The organism is Agromyces albus (assembly GCF_004134825.1).
Classification (GTDB): Bacteria; Actinomycetota; Actinomycetes; order Actinomycetales; family Microbacteriaceae; genus Agromyces; species Agromyces albus.
This window is the reverse complement of record NZ_SDPN01000003.1, coordinates 175843-191955: the sequence shown is the minus strand read 5'-3', so window position 1 is coordinate 191955 and position 16113 is coordinate 175843. Positions and strand designations below refer to the sequence as shown.

Annotated in this window: 16 protein-coding genes; 7 read left to right on the top strand and 9 right to left on the bottom strand. The window is 69.8% G+C overall.

The window, feature by feature from the left end:
- Both ESP51_RS03260 and ESP51_RS03255 read right to left on the bottom strand, forming a co-directional pair.
- The coding region (locus ESP51_RS03260) for an MFS transporter (protein WP_129519449.1) at positions 1 to 1536 on the bottom strand (1536 nt) is incomplete at its 3' end.
- Positions 1537 to 1541: 5 nt separating this feature from the next.
- Positions 1542 to 1964, bottom strand: a complete 423-nt coding sequence (locus ESP51_RS03255; protein WP_129519448.1) for a MarR family winged helix-turn-helix transcriptional regulator — start codon at positions 1962 to 1964, stop codon at positions 1542 to 1544.
- Positions 1965 to 2089: 125 nt separating this feature from the next.
- Here ESP51_RS03255 and ESP51_RS03250 point away from each other — a divergent pair, with 125 nt between their 5' ends.
- The 4 genes from ESP51_RS03250 to ESP51_RS03235 are packed head-to-tail and all read left to right on the top strand — an operon-like array spanning position 2090 to position 6454.
- Complete coding sequence (locus ESP51_RS03250) at positions 2090 to 3817, top strand: circularly permuted type 2 ATP-grasp protein (RefSeq protein WP_129519447.1); 1728 nt, start codon at positions 2090 to 2092, stop codon at positions 3815 to 3817.
- Positions 3811 to 4740, top strand: a complete 930-nt coding sequence (locus ESP51_RS03245; RefSeq protein WP_129519446.1) for an alpha-E domain-containing protein — start codon at positions 3811 to 3813, stop codon at positions 4738 to 4740. The genes ESP51_RS03250 and ESP51_RS03245 overlap by 7 nt, the downstream gene beginning before the upstream one ends.
- Entirely contained in the window at positions 4737 to 5582 is an 846-nt protein-coding gene (locus tag ESP51_RS03240) for a transglutaminase family protein (protein ID WP_129519445.1), read from the top strand. Before ESP51_RS03245 ends, ESP51_RS03240 begins: the two co-directional genes overlap by 4 nt.
- Before the next feature lie 23 nt (positions 5583 to 5605).
- The gene (locus ESP51_RS03235; RefSeq protein WP_129519444.1) at positions 5606 to 6454 is read left to right on the top strand and encodes an alpha/beta fold hydrolase; all 849 of its coding nucleotides are present in this window, start codon (positions 5606 to 5608) and stop codon (positions 6452 to 6454) included.
- An 8-nt stretch (positions 6455 to 6462) separates the two neighbouring features.
- Here the strand turns inward: ESP51_RS03235 and ESP51_RS03230 are convergent, their stop codons facing one another.
- A complete protein-coding gene (locus ESP51_RS03230) occupies positions 6463 to 7110 on the bottom strand; it encodes a histidine phosphatase family protein (protein ID WP_129519443.1) in 648 nt (215 codons plus the stop codon).
- A gap of 83 nt (positions 7111 to 7193) precedes the next feature.
- On the opposite strand from ESP51_RS03230, the gene ESP51_RS03225 reads away from it, so the two are divergent.
- Both ESP51_RS03225 and ESP51_RS03220 read left to right on the top strand, forming a co-directional pair.
- Entirely contained in the window at positions 7194 to 8243 is a 1050-nt protein-coding gene (locus ESP51_RS03225) for a lipoate-protein ligase LplAB (RefSeq protein WP_129519442.1), read from the top strand.
- Positions 8244 to 8340: 97 nt separating this feature from the next.
- Entirely contained in the window at positions 8341 to 8658 is a 318-nt protein-coding gene (locus tag ESP51_RS03220) for a hypothetical protein (RefSeq protein ID WP_129519441.1), read from the top strand.
- 61 nt (positions 8659 to 8719) lie between these two features.
- Here ESP51_RS03220 and ESP51_RS03215 read toward each other — a convergent pair whose 3' ends face one another.
- Positions 8720 to 9223 carry a flavodoxin family protein gene (locus ESP51_RS03215; protein WP_129519440.1) on the bottom strand — a complete coding sequence of 168 codons (504 nt, stop codon included), beginning with the start codon at positions 9221 to 9223 and terminating at the stop codon, positions 8720 to 8722.
- Positions 9224 to 9297: 74 nt separating this feature from the next.
- Here ESP51_RS03215 and ESP51_RS03210 point away from each other — a divergent pair, with 74 nt between their 5' ends.
- Positions 9298 to 10188 (top strand): DNA-methyltransferase, encoded by an 891-nt coding sequence (locus ESP51_RS03210; RefSeq protein ID WP_129519439.1) that lies wholly within the window; start codon positions 9298 to 9300, stop codon positions 10186 to 10188.
- A 13-nt stretch (positions 10189 to 10201) separates the two neighbouring features.
- Here the strand turns inward: ESP51_RS03210 and ESP51_RS03205 are convergent, their stop codons facing one another.
- The 5 genes from ESP51_RS03205 to ESP51_RS03185 form a co-directional block, all read right to left on the bottom strand.
- Entirely contained in the window at positions 10202 to 11230 is a 1029-nt protein-coding gene (locus ESP51_RS03205) for a LacI family DNA-binding transcriptional regulator (protein ID WP_129519438.1), read from the bottom strand.
- Positions 11231 to 11234: 4 nt separating this feature from the next.
- Positions 11235 to 12761 (bottom strand): GH1 family beta-glucosidase, encoded by a 1527-nt coding sequence (locus ESP51_RS03200; protein WP_129519437.1) that lies wholly within the window; start codon positions 12759 to 12761, stop codon positions 11235 to 11237.
- On the bottom strand, positions 12758 to 13687 hold the full coding sequence (locus ESP51_RS03195) for a carbohydrate ABC transporter permease (RefSeq protein WP_206737179.1): 930 nt from the start codon (positions 13685 to 13687) through the stop codon (positions 12758 to 12760). The genes ESP51_RS03200 and ESP51_RS03195 overlap by 4 nt, the downstream gene beginning before the upstream one ends.
- Before the next feature lie 2 nt (positions 13688 to 13689).
- The gene (locus ESP51_RS03190; protein WP_129519436.1) at positions 13690 to 14667 is read right to left on the bottom strand and encodes a carbohydrate ABC transporter permease; all 978 of its coding nucleotides are present in this window, start codon (positions 14665 to 14667) and stop codon (positions 13690 to 13692) included.
- A gap of 87 nt (positions 14668 to 14754) precedes the next feature.
- A complete protein-coding gene (locus ESP51_RS03185) occupies positions 14755 to 16026 on the bottom strand; it encodes an ABC transporter substrate-binding protein (RefSeq protein WP_422386823.1) in 1272 nt (423 codons plus the stop codon).
- Positions 16027 to 16113: the final 87 nt, after the last annotated feature.

The window sequence follows — 16113 nt, the reverse complement described above, 5'->3', positions numbered from 1 at the left end:
GTCGGCGCGCTTCGGCCGGGGCTTGGGGCCGGTGGCCGCCGGGCGCACCCCGTCGTGGTCGCGGTGCTGCGCCTCGTCATGGTCGCGCCGCGGCACGTCGGCCGCGCGCTCGCGAGACTGCGGCTTCGGCAGGGGGATCGGCGAGGTGAGCGCCACTTGCTCCGAGAAGTCGGCCGGCACGAGCCGGTTGTTCGGCACGGGCGGCACGAGCTCGCCCTCGCCCGGCCTGGCATGGTCGTGCACGAGGCGCACGGGCCGGGTGGCGACGACGGCGATCGCGGCGGTCGGGGCATCCGCGAATCGCACTGCGGGTCGCCAAGCGGATCGCGGATGCCGCACCACGCGCATTCCCCGTGCGAACACGAGCCAGCCGAGCCCGATGAGGGCCGCGACCACGGCGGCGACTGCGGCGACGCCGAGCGCCCAGCGCGGACCCCACGCGTCGGCGACGGCGCCCACGATGGGTGCGCCGAGCGGCGTGCCGCCCGAGAGGATCGCCATGTAGAGGGCCATCACCCGGCCGCGCAGCTCGGGCTCGGTCGTGGTCTGCACGTAGCCGTTCGCCGTGGTGAGGATGGTCACCGCGCCGAAGCCGATGAGCATTCCTGACGCCGCGAAGGTCCAGAACGTGGGCATGAGGGCAGCGATGAGCACCGCGGCGCCGAAGAAGCCCGAGGCGAGGATGATCACGCGCATGCGGGCGCGGTCTCGGCGGGCGGCGAGGAGCGCGCCGGTGAGCGAGCCGATCGCGAGGATCGACGAGAGCAGGCCGTACTCGCCGGCGCCGCGGCCGAACTCGACCGCCATCGTCGAGGAGAAGATCGGGAAGTTCATGCCGAACGCACCGATGAGGAACACCATGACGAACACGATCACGAGGTCGGGGCGGGACGCGACGTAGCGGAACCCCGCAACGAACTGGCCGCGCGCGCGAGGGGCTCGCGGCATCCGCGTCAATTGCCTGCCGCGCAGCATCGCGAGTGCGACGAGCACGGCGAGGAAGGTGGCCCCGTTGATGATGAACACCCAGCCCGAGCCGACGAGCACGATGAGGAACCCGGCTGCGGCAGGGCCGATCATTCGTGCGGCGTTGAACGAGGCGGAGTTCAGCGCCACGGCGTTCGACATGTGCGAGCTCGACACGAGGTCGGCGACGAAGGTCTGGCGAGCGGGTGTGTCGACGGCGTTGACGATGCCGAGGAGCAGCGCGAACACGTAGAGGTGCCAGAGCTCGGCCCGGCCGAACACGAGCAGGAGGCCGAGCGCGACGCCGAGCGTCATGAGCGCGGTCTGCGTGACCATGAGGATCTTGCGACGCTCGAAGCGATCGGCGATGAGGCCCGTGACGGGCACGAGCAGGAGTTGCGGGGCGAACTGCAGGGCCATCGTGATGCCGACGGCGAAGGCGTCGTTGTCGGTGAGCTCGGTGAGCACGACCCAGTTCTGGGCGGTGGCCTGCATCCAGGCGCCGACGTTCGAGACGAGGGCGCCGATGAACCAGATTCGGTAGTTGCGGTGGACGAGGGAGCGGAACATTGCACTCACTGGGTGGCGAGTCCTCCCATCAGTTCAGCGGCCCGGGCGAGGGTCGCGCGGTCTTCTTTCGAGAGCTCGCGAAGGCGCGTGGTGAGCCAGGCGTCGCGCTTCGAGAGCGTGGCCTTCACGACGTCGCGGCCGGCGTCGCTCAGGGTGATGTTGGTCTTGCGGCGATCGACGTCGTCGAGGGTGCGCACGAGATAGCCGGCCTCTTCGAGGTGGTTGACCGTGCGGTTCATCGACGGCGCCGACACCCGTTCGCGCTCGGCGAGCTGGGTGAGGGTCTGGCTGCCGTGTCGGTAGAGCTCGCCGAGCACCGCGAACTGCGCGTCGGAGAGGGCCTGGTCGGCCTTCTGCGCACGGATGCGGCGGGCCAGCCGGAAGGTCGCGAGACGGAGTTCGGTGCTCTGCTCCGCGATCGTCGCCATAGGGTAGTTAGCTTAGCTCATTAGCAAAGCTAAGTAAAGTTCGGTGGATGCCTGCGTCGCCCGATGCCGCACGCGCGACGCGCCCCGGTAACATCGCGGTAACCACAGACTGGGAGCCTCGTGCCATGGGAACGCTCTTCGACGGCTACACCCCCGCTCGCGCAAGCAGCAGGCGCAAGCGGCGAGCGCAGCCGTGGGACGAGATGTTCCCGACCGACGGGGTAAGCGTGCGCGAGCCCTACCGCGAGCTGTATCCGGCCCTCGCCCGCATGACGCAAGAGGAGCTCCGCGGACGCACCGACGCCCTCGCGAGCTCGTATCTCGCGCAAGGCGTCACCTTCGACTTCGCGGGGGAGGAGCGGCCCTTCCCGCTCGATGCCGTGCCGCGCGTCATCGCGGCATCCGAGTGGACCACCGTCGAGGCGGGCGTCGCCCAGCGGGTGCGCGCCCTCGAGCGGTTCCTCGCCGACGTCTATGGGCCGCAAGCGGCCGTGCGCGACGGCGTCATCCCGGCGGCGCTCATCAGCTCGTCGACGCACTACCACCGGCAGGCCGCTGGGATCTCGAGCGCGAACGGGGTGCGCATCCACGTCTCCGGCATCGACGTCATCCGCGACGAGCGCGGCGACTGGCGGGTGCTCGAAGACAACGTGCGCGTGCCGAGCGGCGTGAGCTACGTCATCTCGAATCGCCGGGTGATGGCGCAGACCCTGCCCGAGCTCTTCGTCTCGATGCGCGTGCGGCCGGTGGGCGACTACCCGAACAAGCTCCTGCAGGCGCTCCGCGCGAGCGCGCCCGAGGGCGTCGAAGACCCGACCGTGGTGGTGCTGACGCCGGGCGTGCACAACTCCGCGTACTACGAGCACACGCTGCTCGCCCGCCTCATGGGCGTCGAGCTCGTCGAAGGCCGCGACCTCTTCTGCTCGGGCGGCCGCGTGTGGATGCGCACGACCGCCGGTCCCACCCGCGTCGACGTCATCTACCGCCGGGTCGACGACGAGTTCCTCGACCCGCAGCAGTTCCGCCCCGACTCGGTGCTCGGCGCGCCGGGCATGTTGCTCGCGGCCCGACTCGGCCACGTCACGATTGCGAACGCCGTGGGCAACGGCGTGGCCGACGACAAGCTCGTCTACACCTACGTGCCCGACATCATTCGCTACTACCTCGGCGAAGAGCCGATCCTGCCCAACGTCGACACGTGGCGGCTCGAGGAGCCCGAGGCACTCGCCGAGGTGCTCGACCGGCTCGACGAGGTCGTCGTGAAGCCCGTCGACGGCTCGGGAGGCAAGGGCCTCGTCATCGGGCCGGATGCCTCGAAGGCCGAGCTCGCCCAGCTGCGCACGCAGCTCCTCAGCGACCCTCGCGGCTGGATCGCGCAACCCGTCGTGCAGCTCTCGACGATCCCCACGCTCGTGGAAGACGGCATGCGGCCCCGCCACGCCGACCTCCGGCCGTTCGCCGTGAACGACGGCGAGAACGTGTGGGTGCTGCCCGGCGGCCTCACGCGAGTGGCCCTGCCCGAGGGGCAGCTCGTCGTGAACTCGAGCCAGGGCGGCGGCTCGAAAGACACATGGGTGCTCGACGGCGACTCCGCGAACGGAGCCGGGGCCGGGGCCATGGGCGTGATGCGCACCGGCCGCTCCGCGTCGGGCATGGGTGCGCTCGTCGCCGACCAGGCCACGAAGGCGGTCGAGACGAGCGCCGTCGTGGCGGCCGCCGACGCGGGCTCCACCGGCGGCTCGACCCACGGACTGCATCCGCCCGAGGCCTCACCGCAAGACGAGGAGGCGCCCGTGCGCCAGCAGCAGCAACAACAGCAGCAACAACTCCGTGGGGCGGCGACGACATGCTGAGCCGCATCGCCGAGTCCCTCTTCTGGATCGGCCGGTACATCGAACGCAGCGACGGCACCGCGCGCATCCTCGACGTGCACCTGCAGCTCCTGCTCGAAGACCCGTGGATCGACGAGGACACCGCCTGCCGGTCGCTCCTCTCCGTGATGGGCAGCGAGGCGAATGAAGACGTGCCGCTCGGCCGCGACGACGTCATCGCCCTCCTCGCCGTCGACCGCACGCACCCGGCCTCGATCGCGCACTCCATCGCCGCCGCCCGCGAGAACGCACGGCGCGCCCGCGAGATCGTCTCGACCGAGCTGTGGGAGGCGCTGAACCAGACGAACGCACGGATGCCGCGACGAGTCGCCGGCGACAAGACGCACGAGTTCTTCCGTTGGGTCCGCGACCGCTCAGCGCTCGCGATCGGCGTCGTCGACTCCGCGACGAGTCGCGACGAGGCTTGGCACTTCTTCTCGCTCGGACGCGCTCTCGAGCGCGCCGACATGACCGCACGCCTCCTCGCGACACGCTCGCTCACCGAGGCGAGCGGGCCGAGCTGGACCACGATCCTCCGCAGCTGCGGCGGGTACGAGGCCTACCTCCGTAGCTATCGCGGGGTGCCGTCGACCCAGTCGGCCGCCGAGTTCCTGCTGCTCGACCGGCTCTTCCCGCGGTCGATCATCTCGAGCGTCATCCGTGCCGAAGAATCGCTGCGAGAGATCGACCCGCGTGCCGGCCGCGTCGGCGTCACCGACCAGGGGCAGCGGCTGCTCGGGCAGATCCGCTCCGAGCTCGAGTACCGCCCGATCGCCGAAATCCTCACCGACCTGACGGCGCACATGGAGCATGTGCAATCGGTCACGTCGTCGGCGAGCGAGGCGATCCGGCAGCGCTACTTCCCGACGAGCGTCGCGCCCGTCTGGATCGGAGAGGTCTCATGAGCCGCATCCGCATCGTGCACCGCACGGGCTTCAGCTACGAGCAGCCCGCGACCGCGTCGTACAACGAGGCGCGCATGCTGCCGCACTCGGGCGGCGAGCAGTTCGTGCTGCAGGCCGGACTCGACATCCGCCCGGGCGCGACCCAGCACTCCTACCTCGACTACTGGGGCACGAGGGTCTCGACGTTCGAGGTGCTGACCCCGCACCGCGAGCTCGCGGTCACGGCGACGAGCCTCGTCGAGGTGCGGCCCGCCCCGCACCGGCGCGGCGAGCTCTCCTGGGAGGAGCTGGCAGAGGCTGCGAAGTCGACGCTCACGCTCGTCGAGGCATCCACTCCCTCGCTCGTCACGGCGCCGCCGCCAGACGTCGCCACGCTCGCCGCGGAGATCGCGGCCGAGGGCGCGCCCGTCGGCGAGACCGCCCTCGAGGTGTGCCGCGCCGTCGGCGGCGCCATGGAGTACATGTTCGGGGTCACGGGCGTGCACTCGACCGCGAGGGAGGCGTGGGGCGAGCGCAAGGGCGTGTGTCAAGACATCGCGCACCTCGCGATCGGCGCTTTGCGCTCGATCGGCATCCCCGCTCGCTACGTCTCGGGCTACCTGCATCCCGACGCGGGCGCCGCGATCGGCGACACGGTCGTCGGTGAATCGCACGCGTGGGTCGAGTGGTTCGCGGGGGAGTGGCACGGTTACGATCCGACGAACCTCGTCGAGGTCGGCGACCTCCACGTGCTCGTCGGCCGTGGCCGCGACTACAGCGATGTTCCGCCGTTGCGCGGCGTCTACGCCGGAGCGAGCACCTCCGAACTCTTCGTCACGGTCGAGATCACCCGCGTGGCCTGACCTCGCGGTGCCACAATGGCCGCATGCCGATCTTCACCGACGCGTACGGCGTGCACATCCACTACCGGTCGTGGCGGGTGCCCGAGGCGACCGCGGTCGTGCAGCTCGCGCACGGCATCGGCGAGCACATCGGCCGATACTCCGAGCTCATCGAGGCGCTGAACGAGGCCGGGTACTCGGTGTGGGCCGACGACCACCGCGGTCACGGGCAGACCGGCTTCGAGCAGCACGGCGGCGACCTCACGCGCATGGGGCGACTCGGCCCGGGCGGCGTGCGCGCCGCGATCGACGCCATGCAGCAGTTCACCGGAATCATCCGCGAGACCGAGGGGCCCGACGTGCCGCTCGTGCTGCTCGGGCACTCATGGGGATCGTTCATGGCACAGCATGTGCTCAATCGCATGCCCGACGCGTTCGACGGAGTCGTGCTGTCGGGCACCGCGCGGCTCATCCCGGGCTACGGGAACCTCGGCAACCTCAACAAGGGCTTCGAGCGACCCGGCGGCACCTCCGTCGAGTGGCTGAGCAGCGACCCGGCCGTCGCCAAGGCGTTCCAGGCCGATCCGTACACGACGGATCGCACGATCCAGCAGCTCCTCGGCTGGGTCGACGTGTTCCGGCTCACGACGTGGCCGTCGCGGCGCATCCCGTCCGAGCTGCCGTTGCTCATCATGGTCGGCTCAGACGACCCGGTCTCCTCCGAGCGGAACACCGTGCGCCTCCTCCGCGACTACGTGCGCAGGTGCGGTCTCGTCGACGCGCAGCTCATCGTCTACGAGGGCGACCGGCACGAGATCTTCAACGAGAAGAATCGCGCCGAGGTGCGGGCCGACCTGATCAGGTGGCTCGACGAGCGCTTCGCGACGGACTGACGCTCGGCCTACGCCGTGCCCGCCGGCACGGGCGGCACGTTGAACCCGAGCAGTCGCGCCCGCCCCGCGCCCTTCGACTCGCCCTGCCACGGGAACTCGAGCGTGAGCAGCGAGCAGCCGTCGACCACGGGGAACACGTCGCGGTAGTGGTCGGGATCGATGCCGACGAGCTCGCACACGAGCAGCCGCATGAGCGTCGCGTGGAACACCACGAGCACGCGGTCGTCGGGCTGCGGGAACTCGGTCGCCAGCTCCTCGAGCGCGGGCATCGCTCGTGCGACCCCGTCGACGCCGGGCTCACCGCCGGGCAGCGGATGCCACGCCGGCCGTCGCTCGAAGTCCGACCACTCGTCGGGATAGGTCGCTGCCAGCTCGCCGGGCGACATGCCCTCGCCGGCGCCGAAGTCGATCTCGACGAGCCTCGCATCGATGCGGAGCTGCAGTCCGGTCGCCTGCGCGGCGGGCTCCGCGCTCAGCCTCGCCCGGCTGAGCGGCGAGGCCACGATGCCCGCGAGCTGCGCCGTCGCGGCCCAGTCGCGCAGTGCAGCGGCCTGCTCCCGTCCGCGTGCGGTGAGCGCCACGTCGGATGAGCCTGCATATCGGTGCTCGGCATGCCATTCGGTCTCGCCGTGGCGAGCAAGGTAGAGCGTCGTCATCCGTGGTCCCCTCCTGATGGGATCGTAGGCGCACCCGCGGCATCCGCGCTCGCTTGTCGTCTCGCATCCGTAGGCTGTAGCGCATGCACGGTGAATACAAGGTGCCCGGCGGCAAGCTCGTGGTCGTCGACTTCGACGTCGTCGACGACGTCATCCGCAATCCCCGCGTCGCGGGCGACTTCTTCCTCGAGCCCGACGAGGCGCTCGGCGACTTCGACCGGGCGCTCGACGGGCTGCCCGCGGCATCCGACGCCAAGCAGATCGCGCAGGCGATCACCGCTGCGCTTCGGCCCGGCACCGTGCTGCTCGGGTTCTCGGCAGAGGCCGTCGCGGTGGCGGTGCGCCGGGCGATGACGGATGCCAGGAGCTGGGCCGATTTCGAATGGGAGGTCGTGCACGACGCCGCGGTACCTCCCCGCACCCACCTCGCGCTCGACGAGGTGCTCGCGACCCGTGTCGGCGAGGGCCGCCGCAAACCCACCCTGCGCTTCTGGGAGTGGGACGAGTCGGCCGTCGTCATCGGCAGCTTCCAGTCGGTGAAGAACGAGGTCGATCCCGAGGGCGCCGAGAAGTACGGCTTCGAGGTCGTGCGACGCATCTCGGGCGGCGGGGCGATGATGATGGAGCGCGGCAACGTCGTGACCTACTCGCTCTACGTGCCGGGCGAACTCGTGCAGGGCATGAGCTTCGCCGACTCCTACGCCTACCTCGACGACTGGGTGCTGCAGGGGCTCAGGGGCCTCGGCATCGAGGCGACCTACCAGCCGCTGAACGACATCGCGAGCCCGCTCGGCAAGATCGGCGGCGCCGCGCAGAAGCGCCTCGGCTCGGGCGGCGTGCTGCACCATGTGACGATGGCCTACGACCTCGACAACGCCAAGATGCTCGAGGTGCTGCGCATCGGTCGCGAGAAGATCAGCGACAAGGGAATCGCGTCGGCCGCCAAGCGCGTCGACCCGCTGCGCAGCCAGACCGGTCTCAGCCGCGCCGCCATCATCGAGAGCCTGAAGCAGACGTTCACCGACCTCTACGGGGCGACGGCCGGCAGCGTCAGCGCCGACGAGTTGGCCGAGGCCGAGGCGCTCGCCGAGTCGAAGTTCGCGACCGAGGAGTGGCTCTACCGCGTGCCGTGAGCCGCTCGAGCCCTCGGTCGGCGGTGCGACACGCCCGGTCGGCGAGGGCCTGTGGACAGCGGATGGAACGCCCAGAGATCCCCGTTAGAATCGCCGGGTGGATTGGTGGATCTGGCTCGGGATCGCCGCACTCGTCGTCGCCTTCATCTGGCTCGCCGTGGGGCGCGGCTGGGTCGACCTCTCCGACAAGACGCGTCGTGGCGGCGGCGGTGGCGGCGTGATGTTCATCGGCGACGAGGTGTTCGCCCCCCGTAAGCACGAGGCGCAGGCCGAGCTCGACCGGCAGAGCCGGCTCCCCGTTCAGGCCCCCACGCCCGACGGCGACAAGGGCATCTCCTTCGCGGCGGCCGACGCCGACGAGGGCGACCCCGACCGGTTCCGCGGGCGCATCCGCCTCGACGTCGACCGCGCCTGACCGGTGGTTGAGTAGCGCCCGGCGCAGCCGGACGCGTATCGAAACCACCTGTGCGCAACGCTCACCCGAGCGGAAGCCGCCCGGCGATCTCCGTGCCCCACTTCCGCGCGCGATCGAGCTCGCCGTCGGCGACGGGCCCCGAGTAGCCGTGCACGTCGAACGTCTCGGGCTTCGCGGCCGCACGGAACCCGGCCGCGACGAGCCGTTTCATCGCCTTCTTCGCGGCCGACCCCGGCAGTCGCGGGCTGACGACTCGCGTGTCGAACGTCGCGACGGGCACGGCTCGGGCGGGCGAGGCGAGCGACTCGATCCACTCGCGGATGCCCCAGGCCGGGATGTGCACGGCGCCCTGCTGCCTCGCCGACTCACGCGTCGATGCGGTCGACATCGTGAACGCGTGCGTCGGTCCGCCGACCACGAGCAGGTCGACGTCGTCGTCGAGCGCTGCCGGCGCGGATGCCGCGTCGATCACGTCGGTGCGCTCGCCGCCGATGCCGGCGGCGACCTCGCGGGCGAGCTGCTCGGTGTTTCCCCAGATGGACTCGAAGATCACGACTGCGTGCATGGCGCCCCCTCGTACGCGGCTCACGCTACGCCGATCGGCACGCCGCTGGAACCCCGGGCTGGCAGACTGGGCGAGTGAGCGCCGACGAACCCAGCCGCATCATCCATGCGGACAACCTCGACGTGCTCCCGACCCTGCCAGACGGGCAGTTCACCCTCGTCTACCTCGACCCGCCGTTCAACACCGGGCGTGCCCAGGAGCGGCGGTCGACACACCACGTGCGGCTCCCCGACGCGACGGATGTGGCGCACACCGCGACATCCGGAGCCATCACGGGGTTCCAGGGCAAGCGCTACGAGCGCATCCGCGGCGACCTGCTGCGCTACGACGACCGCTTCGAGGACTACTGGGGCTTCCTCGAGCCACGCCTCGCCGAGGCCTGGCGCGTGCTCGCCGACGACGGCACCCTCTACCTGCATCTCGACTATCGCGAGGCGCACTACGCGAAGGTGCTGCTCGACGCGCTCTTCGGGCGCGAGTGCTTCCTCAACGAGATCGTGTGGGCGTACGACTACGGGGCCCGGGCGAAGCGCCGCTGGCCGACGAAGCACGACACGATCCTCGTCTACGTGAAGAACCCCGGTGGGTACTGGTTCGACTCGAGCGCCGTCGACCGCGAGCCGTACATGGCGCCCGGGCTCGTCACGCCCGAGAAGGCCGAGCTCGGCAAGCTGCCGACGGATGTCTGGTGGCACACGATCGTCTCGCCGACGGGCCGCGAGAAGACGGGCTACCCGACGCAGAAGCCCGAGGGCATCTTGCGACGCATCGTGCAGGCATCGACGCGTGAGGGTGACTGGGTGCTCGACTTCTTCGCGGGCAGCGGCACGACCGGCGCCGTCGCGGCGACGCTCGGCCGCCGCTTCGTGCTCGTCGACGAGAACCCCGAGGCGATCGCCGTCATGCGCGCCCGCTTCTCGGGCGTCGCCGACGTCGAGTTCCAGGTCGGCGCGCCCGCGGGGTGACGGATGCCGGCGGCTACGCCGAAGCGCGCCGCACCAGCCGCGTCGGCATGATGTTGCGACGCGGCACCGTGGTGTCGCCGGCGAGCACCCTCAGCAGCAGGTCGGCCATCGCGAAGCCCATGTCGGCCGAGGGCTGGTGCACCGTCGTGAGCGGGATCGCCGACGACGTCGCGGCCGGGCTGTCGTCGAAGCCGACCACGGCGACGTCTTCTGGGACACGGCGTCCGCGCTCGCGCAGCACCGAGAGGGCGCCGGTCGCCATGAGGTCGCTCGCCACGAAGAGACCGTCGAGGTCGGGCACCTGGGTGAGCAGCCGGCGGGTGGCGGCGACGGCGCCGGCCACGGTGAAGTCCGCGGTCTCGACGGCGTCGGAGGGTCGGCCCGCGCGCTCCATCGCCTGACGGAAGCCCTCGAGCCGGTCGATGCCCGCGGGCATGTCGAGGGGGCCCGTGATGGTGCCGATGCGCTGTCGGTTGATCGCGATGAGGTGCTCGGTGCCGGTCATGCCGCCCTCGACGTTGTCGACGTCGACGTAGATCTCGGAGTCGGTCTCGCGCGACGGGCGGCCGCCGAACACCATCGGCACTGCGCCCACGGCCTCCCACAGCGAGTCGTCGCCCTCGTGATGCGAGACGACGAGTGCCCCGTCGACGACGCCCGATCGCAGGTACCGCATGGTCTTGCGGGCGGGGTCATTCGTCGAGATGAGCAGGTTCAGGAGGTATTCGCTCTCGTCGAGGCGCCTGGTGATGCCCTGCACGATCGCGGCGAAGTAGGGATCTCCGAAGAACCTCGTGGTGTCTTCGGGAACGACGAGCGCGATCGCCTGGGTCGTGCGGCTCGCGAGCGAACGGGCCGCGCGGTTCGGCACGTAGTTCAGCTTCGCGATCGCCGCGTTCACGGCCGTCACCACGTCGGGCCGCACCTTGGGGGAGCCGTTCACGACCCGGCTCACCGTCGCGCGGGAGACATTCGCCTCACGCGCGACCGCCTCGAGCGTCGGCGCTGCGGGCCGTGCCGTGACTCCACCACCCCCGTGCATATGGTCAGTCTATTTCCGCAGCGGTGCGATCGGTGGTTTGTGCGGCGAGAGTTCGCGGCAGCGACCGCTCGCGGATGATCGACGCGTAGGCCAGGCCGCTGTCCTTCACCGTGCGCTCCTGCGTGTCGTAGTCGACGCGCACGAGGCCGAAGCGCTTGTCGTAGCCCCACGCCCACTCGAAATTGTCCATGACCGACCAGTAGAAGTAGCCGTGCACCGGCACGCCCTCGTCGATGGCGTCGAGGATCGCACCGAGGTGCGCCTCGAGGAAGTCCGCCCGCTCTCTGTCGTGCACGCGGCCGTCGCCCCCGACGACATCCTCGTAGGCTGCACCATTCTCGGTCACGTAGAGACGGACACCGGCGGATGCCGCGTAGTCCCGCTGCACGCGCACGAGGAGCTCGCGCAGGCCGTCGGGCTGCACCTCCCACTCCATCGCCGTGAGCGGCAGGCCCTGGGGATGGTTGAACACCCCGTCGGCCGCCGGGTACGGCGACCGTGTCGGGCGGTCGGTCGGCGCCGCGGCGAGCAGCGGGTGCTCGGCGGGCCGGTCGCTCACGAGCTCTCCGTGGTAGTAGTTCACGCCGAGCGTGTCGATGGGCGTCGAGATCACCTCGAGGTCGCCGGGCTGCACGACCGCATCGAGACCGAGGTGACCGACATCCGCCAGCAGGTCGTCGGCGTACGCGCCGAGGAAGATCGGATCGAGGAAGAACCGGTTGAACTGCCCGTCGATGCGGCGGGCAGCGTCGAGATCGCCAGGGTTCGTCGGGTCGACGGGCTTCGCGACGGTCAGGTTGAGCGTGATGCCGAGCTCGAGCCCGGGGTCGCGCTCGCGCAGCGCCTGCACGGCGAGGCCGTGCGCGAGCAGCAGGTGGTGGCCTGCGGCGAGCCCTGCTGCGACATCCTGGCGCCCTGGGGCATGCGCCCCGCCCGTGTAGCTGAGGAACGACGAGCACCACGGTTCGTTGAGCGTCGTCCACACGTCGACCCGGTCGCCGAGTGCCTCGTGCACGTCGAGCGCGTAGTCGCGGAACAGGAACGCGGTGTCGCGGTTCGCCCACCCGCCCTTCTCTTCGAGCGCTTGCGGCAGATCCCAGTGGTAGAGGGTCAGCCACGGCTTGATGCCCGCGCCGAGCAACTCGTCGACGAGCCGCGAGTAGAAGTCGACGCCCTTCGGGTTCACCGGTCCGCCGTCGGGGCGCACGCGCGACCATGACGTCGAGAACCGGTAGGTCTGCAGGCCGAGTTGCTGCATGAGGGCGACGTCCTGCGGCATCCGGTGGTAATGGTCGCACGCGACATCGCCGTTGTCGGCGTTCACGACCGCGCCCGGCACCCGGCTGAAGGCGTCCCAGATCGACGCGGTCCGGCCGTCCTCGAACGCGGCGCCCTCGATCTGGTAGGCCGCGGTCGCCGCGCCGAAGAGGAAGTCGGCGGGAAAGGGCCGGGCGACGGATGCCGCATCCGCTGCACGCTCGACGAGCGAGCCATCGGGGCGGGCGGCGGCGGGGTACTGGGCGGTGGTCATCCCTTGACGGCTCCTTGCATGATTCCGGAAACGAGCTGCTTGCCGGCGAAGACGAAGAGCAGCAGCAGGGGCAGCGTCGACAGCAGCACGCCGGCGAGCACGATCGAGTAGTCCACGAAGTGGTTCGACTGCAGCAGCGAGAGGGCGACGGGCAGGGTCGGGTCGCTGCGGTCGAGCACGATGAACGGCCAGAAGAAGTTGTTCCAGGCCGTGACGAACGTGAACAGTCCGAGCATCGCGGCGGCCGGCCGCGCGGCGACGACCCCGATCGTCCAGAACGTGCGGATCATCGAGGCGCCGTCGACGCGTGCCGCTTCGATGAGCTCATCGGGGACCGACTGCTGCAGGTACTGCGTCATCCAGAACACCCCGAAGGCGCTCGTGACGGCCGGGATGACGATGGCGCCGATGTTGCCGGTCCAGCCGAGGTCCGAGAACAGGATGTACAGCGGCACGACGCCGAGCTGCATCGGCACCGCCATCGTCGCGACGACGAAGACGAGCAGCGGCTTGCTGCCAGGGAACCGCAGCTTCGCGAAGGCCCATCCGGCGAGCGTCGAGGTCACGACGACGGATGCCGCGATGAGCAGGGAGCTCGTGATCGAGTTGCCGAGCGCGCGCCAGAAGTTCACGGCCGGGTCGTTCACGACCGTCGCCGCGTTCTCGAGGAAGTTGCCGCCCGGGATCCACGACATGTTGGGGTCGTTGATCGTCGACGAGTCGCCCGAGCCGATGAGGAACGACCAATAGAAGGGGAACAGTGCGCCGACGAGCACGACGCCGAGGCCGACGTAGACCCAGAACCCGGCGCGCACGCCGCGGATCTTCGTGGTGCGGTTGCGGCCCCGGGTCGCGCGCGGCTGCGGCATCCGCTCGCTGTCGGATGCCTCGGTCGTGGAGATCGGAGGAGTCTCGAGTGCGGTCATGGCTAACGCCGCCCTTCGTCTCGGACGAGTCGTCTCGTCACGAGCAGGTTGATGAGGCCGATGATCAGGATGATCAGGAACAGGATCCACGCGAGCGCTGCCGCCCTGCCGAAGTTCCACTGTCCCCAGCCGATGTCGTAGAGGTAGAGGGTGATCGTGAGCCACTGCTGTGCGGCGCCGCCGCGGCCGAACTGGTCGAACATGCGCGGCTCGTCGAAGATCTGCAAGCCGCCGATCGTCGCGGTGATGATGACGAAGATGAGCGTCGGCTTGAGCGATGGGAGCGTGATGCTGCGGAACTGGCGGAATGCGCCGGCGCCGTCGACGGTCGCGGCCTCGTAGTAGTCGCGCGGGATCGCCTGCATGGCCGCGAGCAGGATGAGCGTGTTATAGCCCGTCCAGCGGAAGTTCACCATCGTGGCGATCGCGACGTGGCTCCAGAACGCGTCCTTGTGCCACTGGATCGCGGGCAGGCCGACGTCGGTGAGGATGTTGTTCACGAGCCCGTGGTTGTCGCCGAACATGTTGCTGAAGATGAGCGCGACGGCGACGGGCGCCATGACGAAGGGCACGAGCACGCCCATGCGCCAGAAGGTCTTCGCCCGGATGTTGCGGTCGAGCATCGCGGCGATGAAGATCGCGGCGATGAGCTGCGGCACGGCCGAGAACAGGAAGATGCTGAAGGTGTTGCGCAGCGCCGTCCAGAACTGCGGCTGGCCGAGGATCCAGGCGTACTGGTCGAAGCCGATGAACTGGCCCGAGTTGCGCACGAGGTCCCAGTCCATGAACGAGATCACGGCCGTGAACGCGATCGGGAAGAGCCCGACGACCGCGAACATGATGAAGAACGGCGAGATGTAGAGGTACGGCGAGACCTTGAGGTCCCATCGGCTGAGGCGCTGGCTGAACGAGATGACACGCGGCGGCCGCGGCGGGCGGCTCGTCGGGGGCGCCGGCGGGCGCGTCGCGGTGGCGGTCACGGGATGCTCCTGAAAACGAGGACGAGGACGGCGGGTCGGGGGTTGCGCGGGTCGCGCCGCCTGGGCGACGCGACCCGCACGGTTGGGCTAGAAGGCGCCGACCTCGGTGACCCATGTGTTCCATGAGGTCTGCTGGTCCTCGACGCCGTCGAAGACTCGCGTGACCGCGTTCTGGAGCGCGTCGTGGAACTGGAAGAACTTCGGACCCTTGAAGGTCGCGACGGTCACGGCCTCGGCACGGTTGATGCCGATCTCACCGGTGGGCGCGTCGTTGAAGTACTCGTTGGTGAAGGCGGTGAGGCCCTCGTCCTCGTAGGCGGCGGCCTGGCTCGGGAAGGTGCCGGCGTTCACGAACGCCTTGACCTGCTGCTCGGGCGCGGTGAGCCAGTCGGCGAGCTTCAGGGCCTCGTCGACGTTCTTGCCGTCGGCGGGGACCGTCAGGTACGAGCCGCCCCAGTTGCCACCGCCGCCGGGGAAGACGTCGGCGACGTCCCAGCCCGCGACCTCAGGAGCGCTCCCCGAGATGACGCCGTGCATCCAGCCCGGGCAGAGCATCGCGGCGAACTCGCCGTTGGCCATCGAGGCGAACCAGTCGTCGCTCCACTGGCCTGCGTAGGCCGAGATCGGCACCGCGCGCTCGACGACGGTGTTGTAGGCGTCTTGGATGTCGGCGTTCTCAGTGGCGACGGCAGTGCCGTCGGGCTCCTCATAGGCGGTCTCGAGCTGGTTCACGATGCCCTGGAGCACGGAGTTGGCCGAGTCGATGAAGGGCTTGCCGGTCGCGGCCTTGTACTGGTCGGCGACGTTGAAGAAGTTGTCCCAGTCGCCCTCGAGGAGTGCAGCGACCTCGGTGCGGTCGGTCGGCAGGCCTGCTGCGGCGAACAGGTCGGAGCGGTAGCAGATGCCCTGCGGGCCGACGTCGGTGCCGAAGCCGACGAGGCGGCCCTCACCGTCGGTGGCGGCAGCCTCCTTCCAGTCGAGCCAGCGGCCCTTGGCGTCCTCGGGGACCTCGGCGAGCAGGTCGGAGTACTCCATGGCCTCGGTGAACCAGTCGACCTCGACGGCCTCGATGTCGGCGAGGCCTTCCTTGCCGAGCTTCTGGAAGTAGTTCGCGCGGGCGTCGTTCGAGGTGGCGGCCCGGTTGTGCACGATCGTGACGTTCGGGTTCTCGTCCATGTACTCCTGGAGGAGCTCGTCCGAGTAGCCGAAGTCGTTGAACGTGGCGACGGTCAGTTCGACCTTGCCGTCGCCGCCGCCCGAGTCGGACGGAGACGAACAACCGGTGGCGATGATGGCGATGGATGCGGCGCTTGCGATGGCTGCGATCGCCTTGGTGCGTCGTGAAAGCTTCACGGTCACTCCCTTGTGTGCGTGGTGTCGGAATGGTCACGTGAGGACGCGCTGGCCCACTGGGTGAGAGCGCTCTCACGATGCAGCCCTGATGAT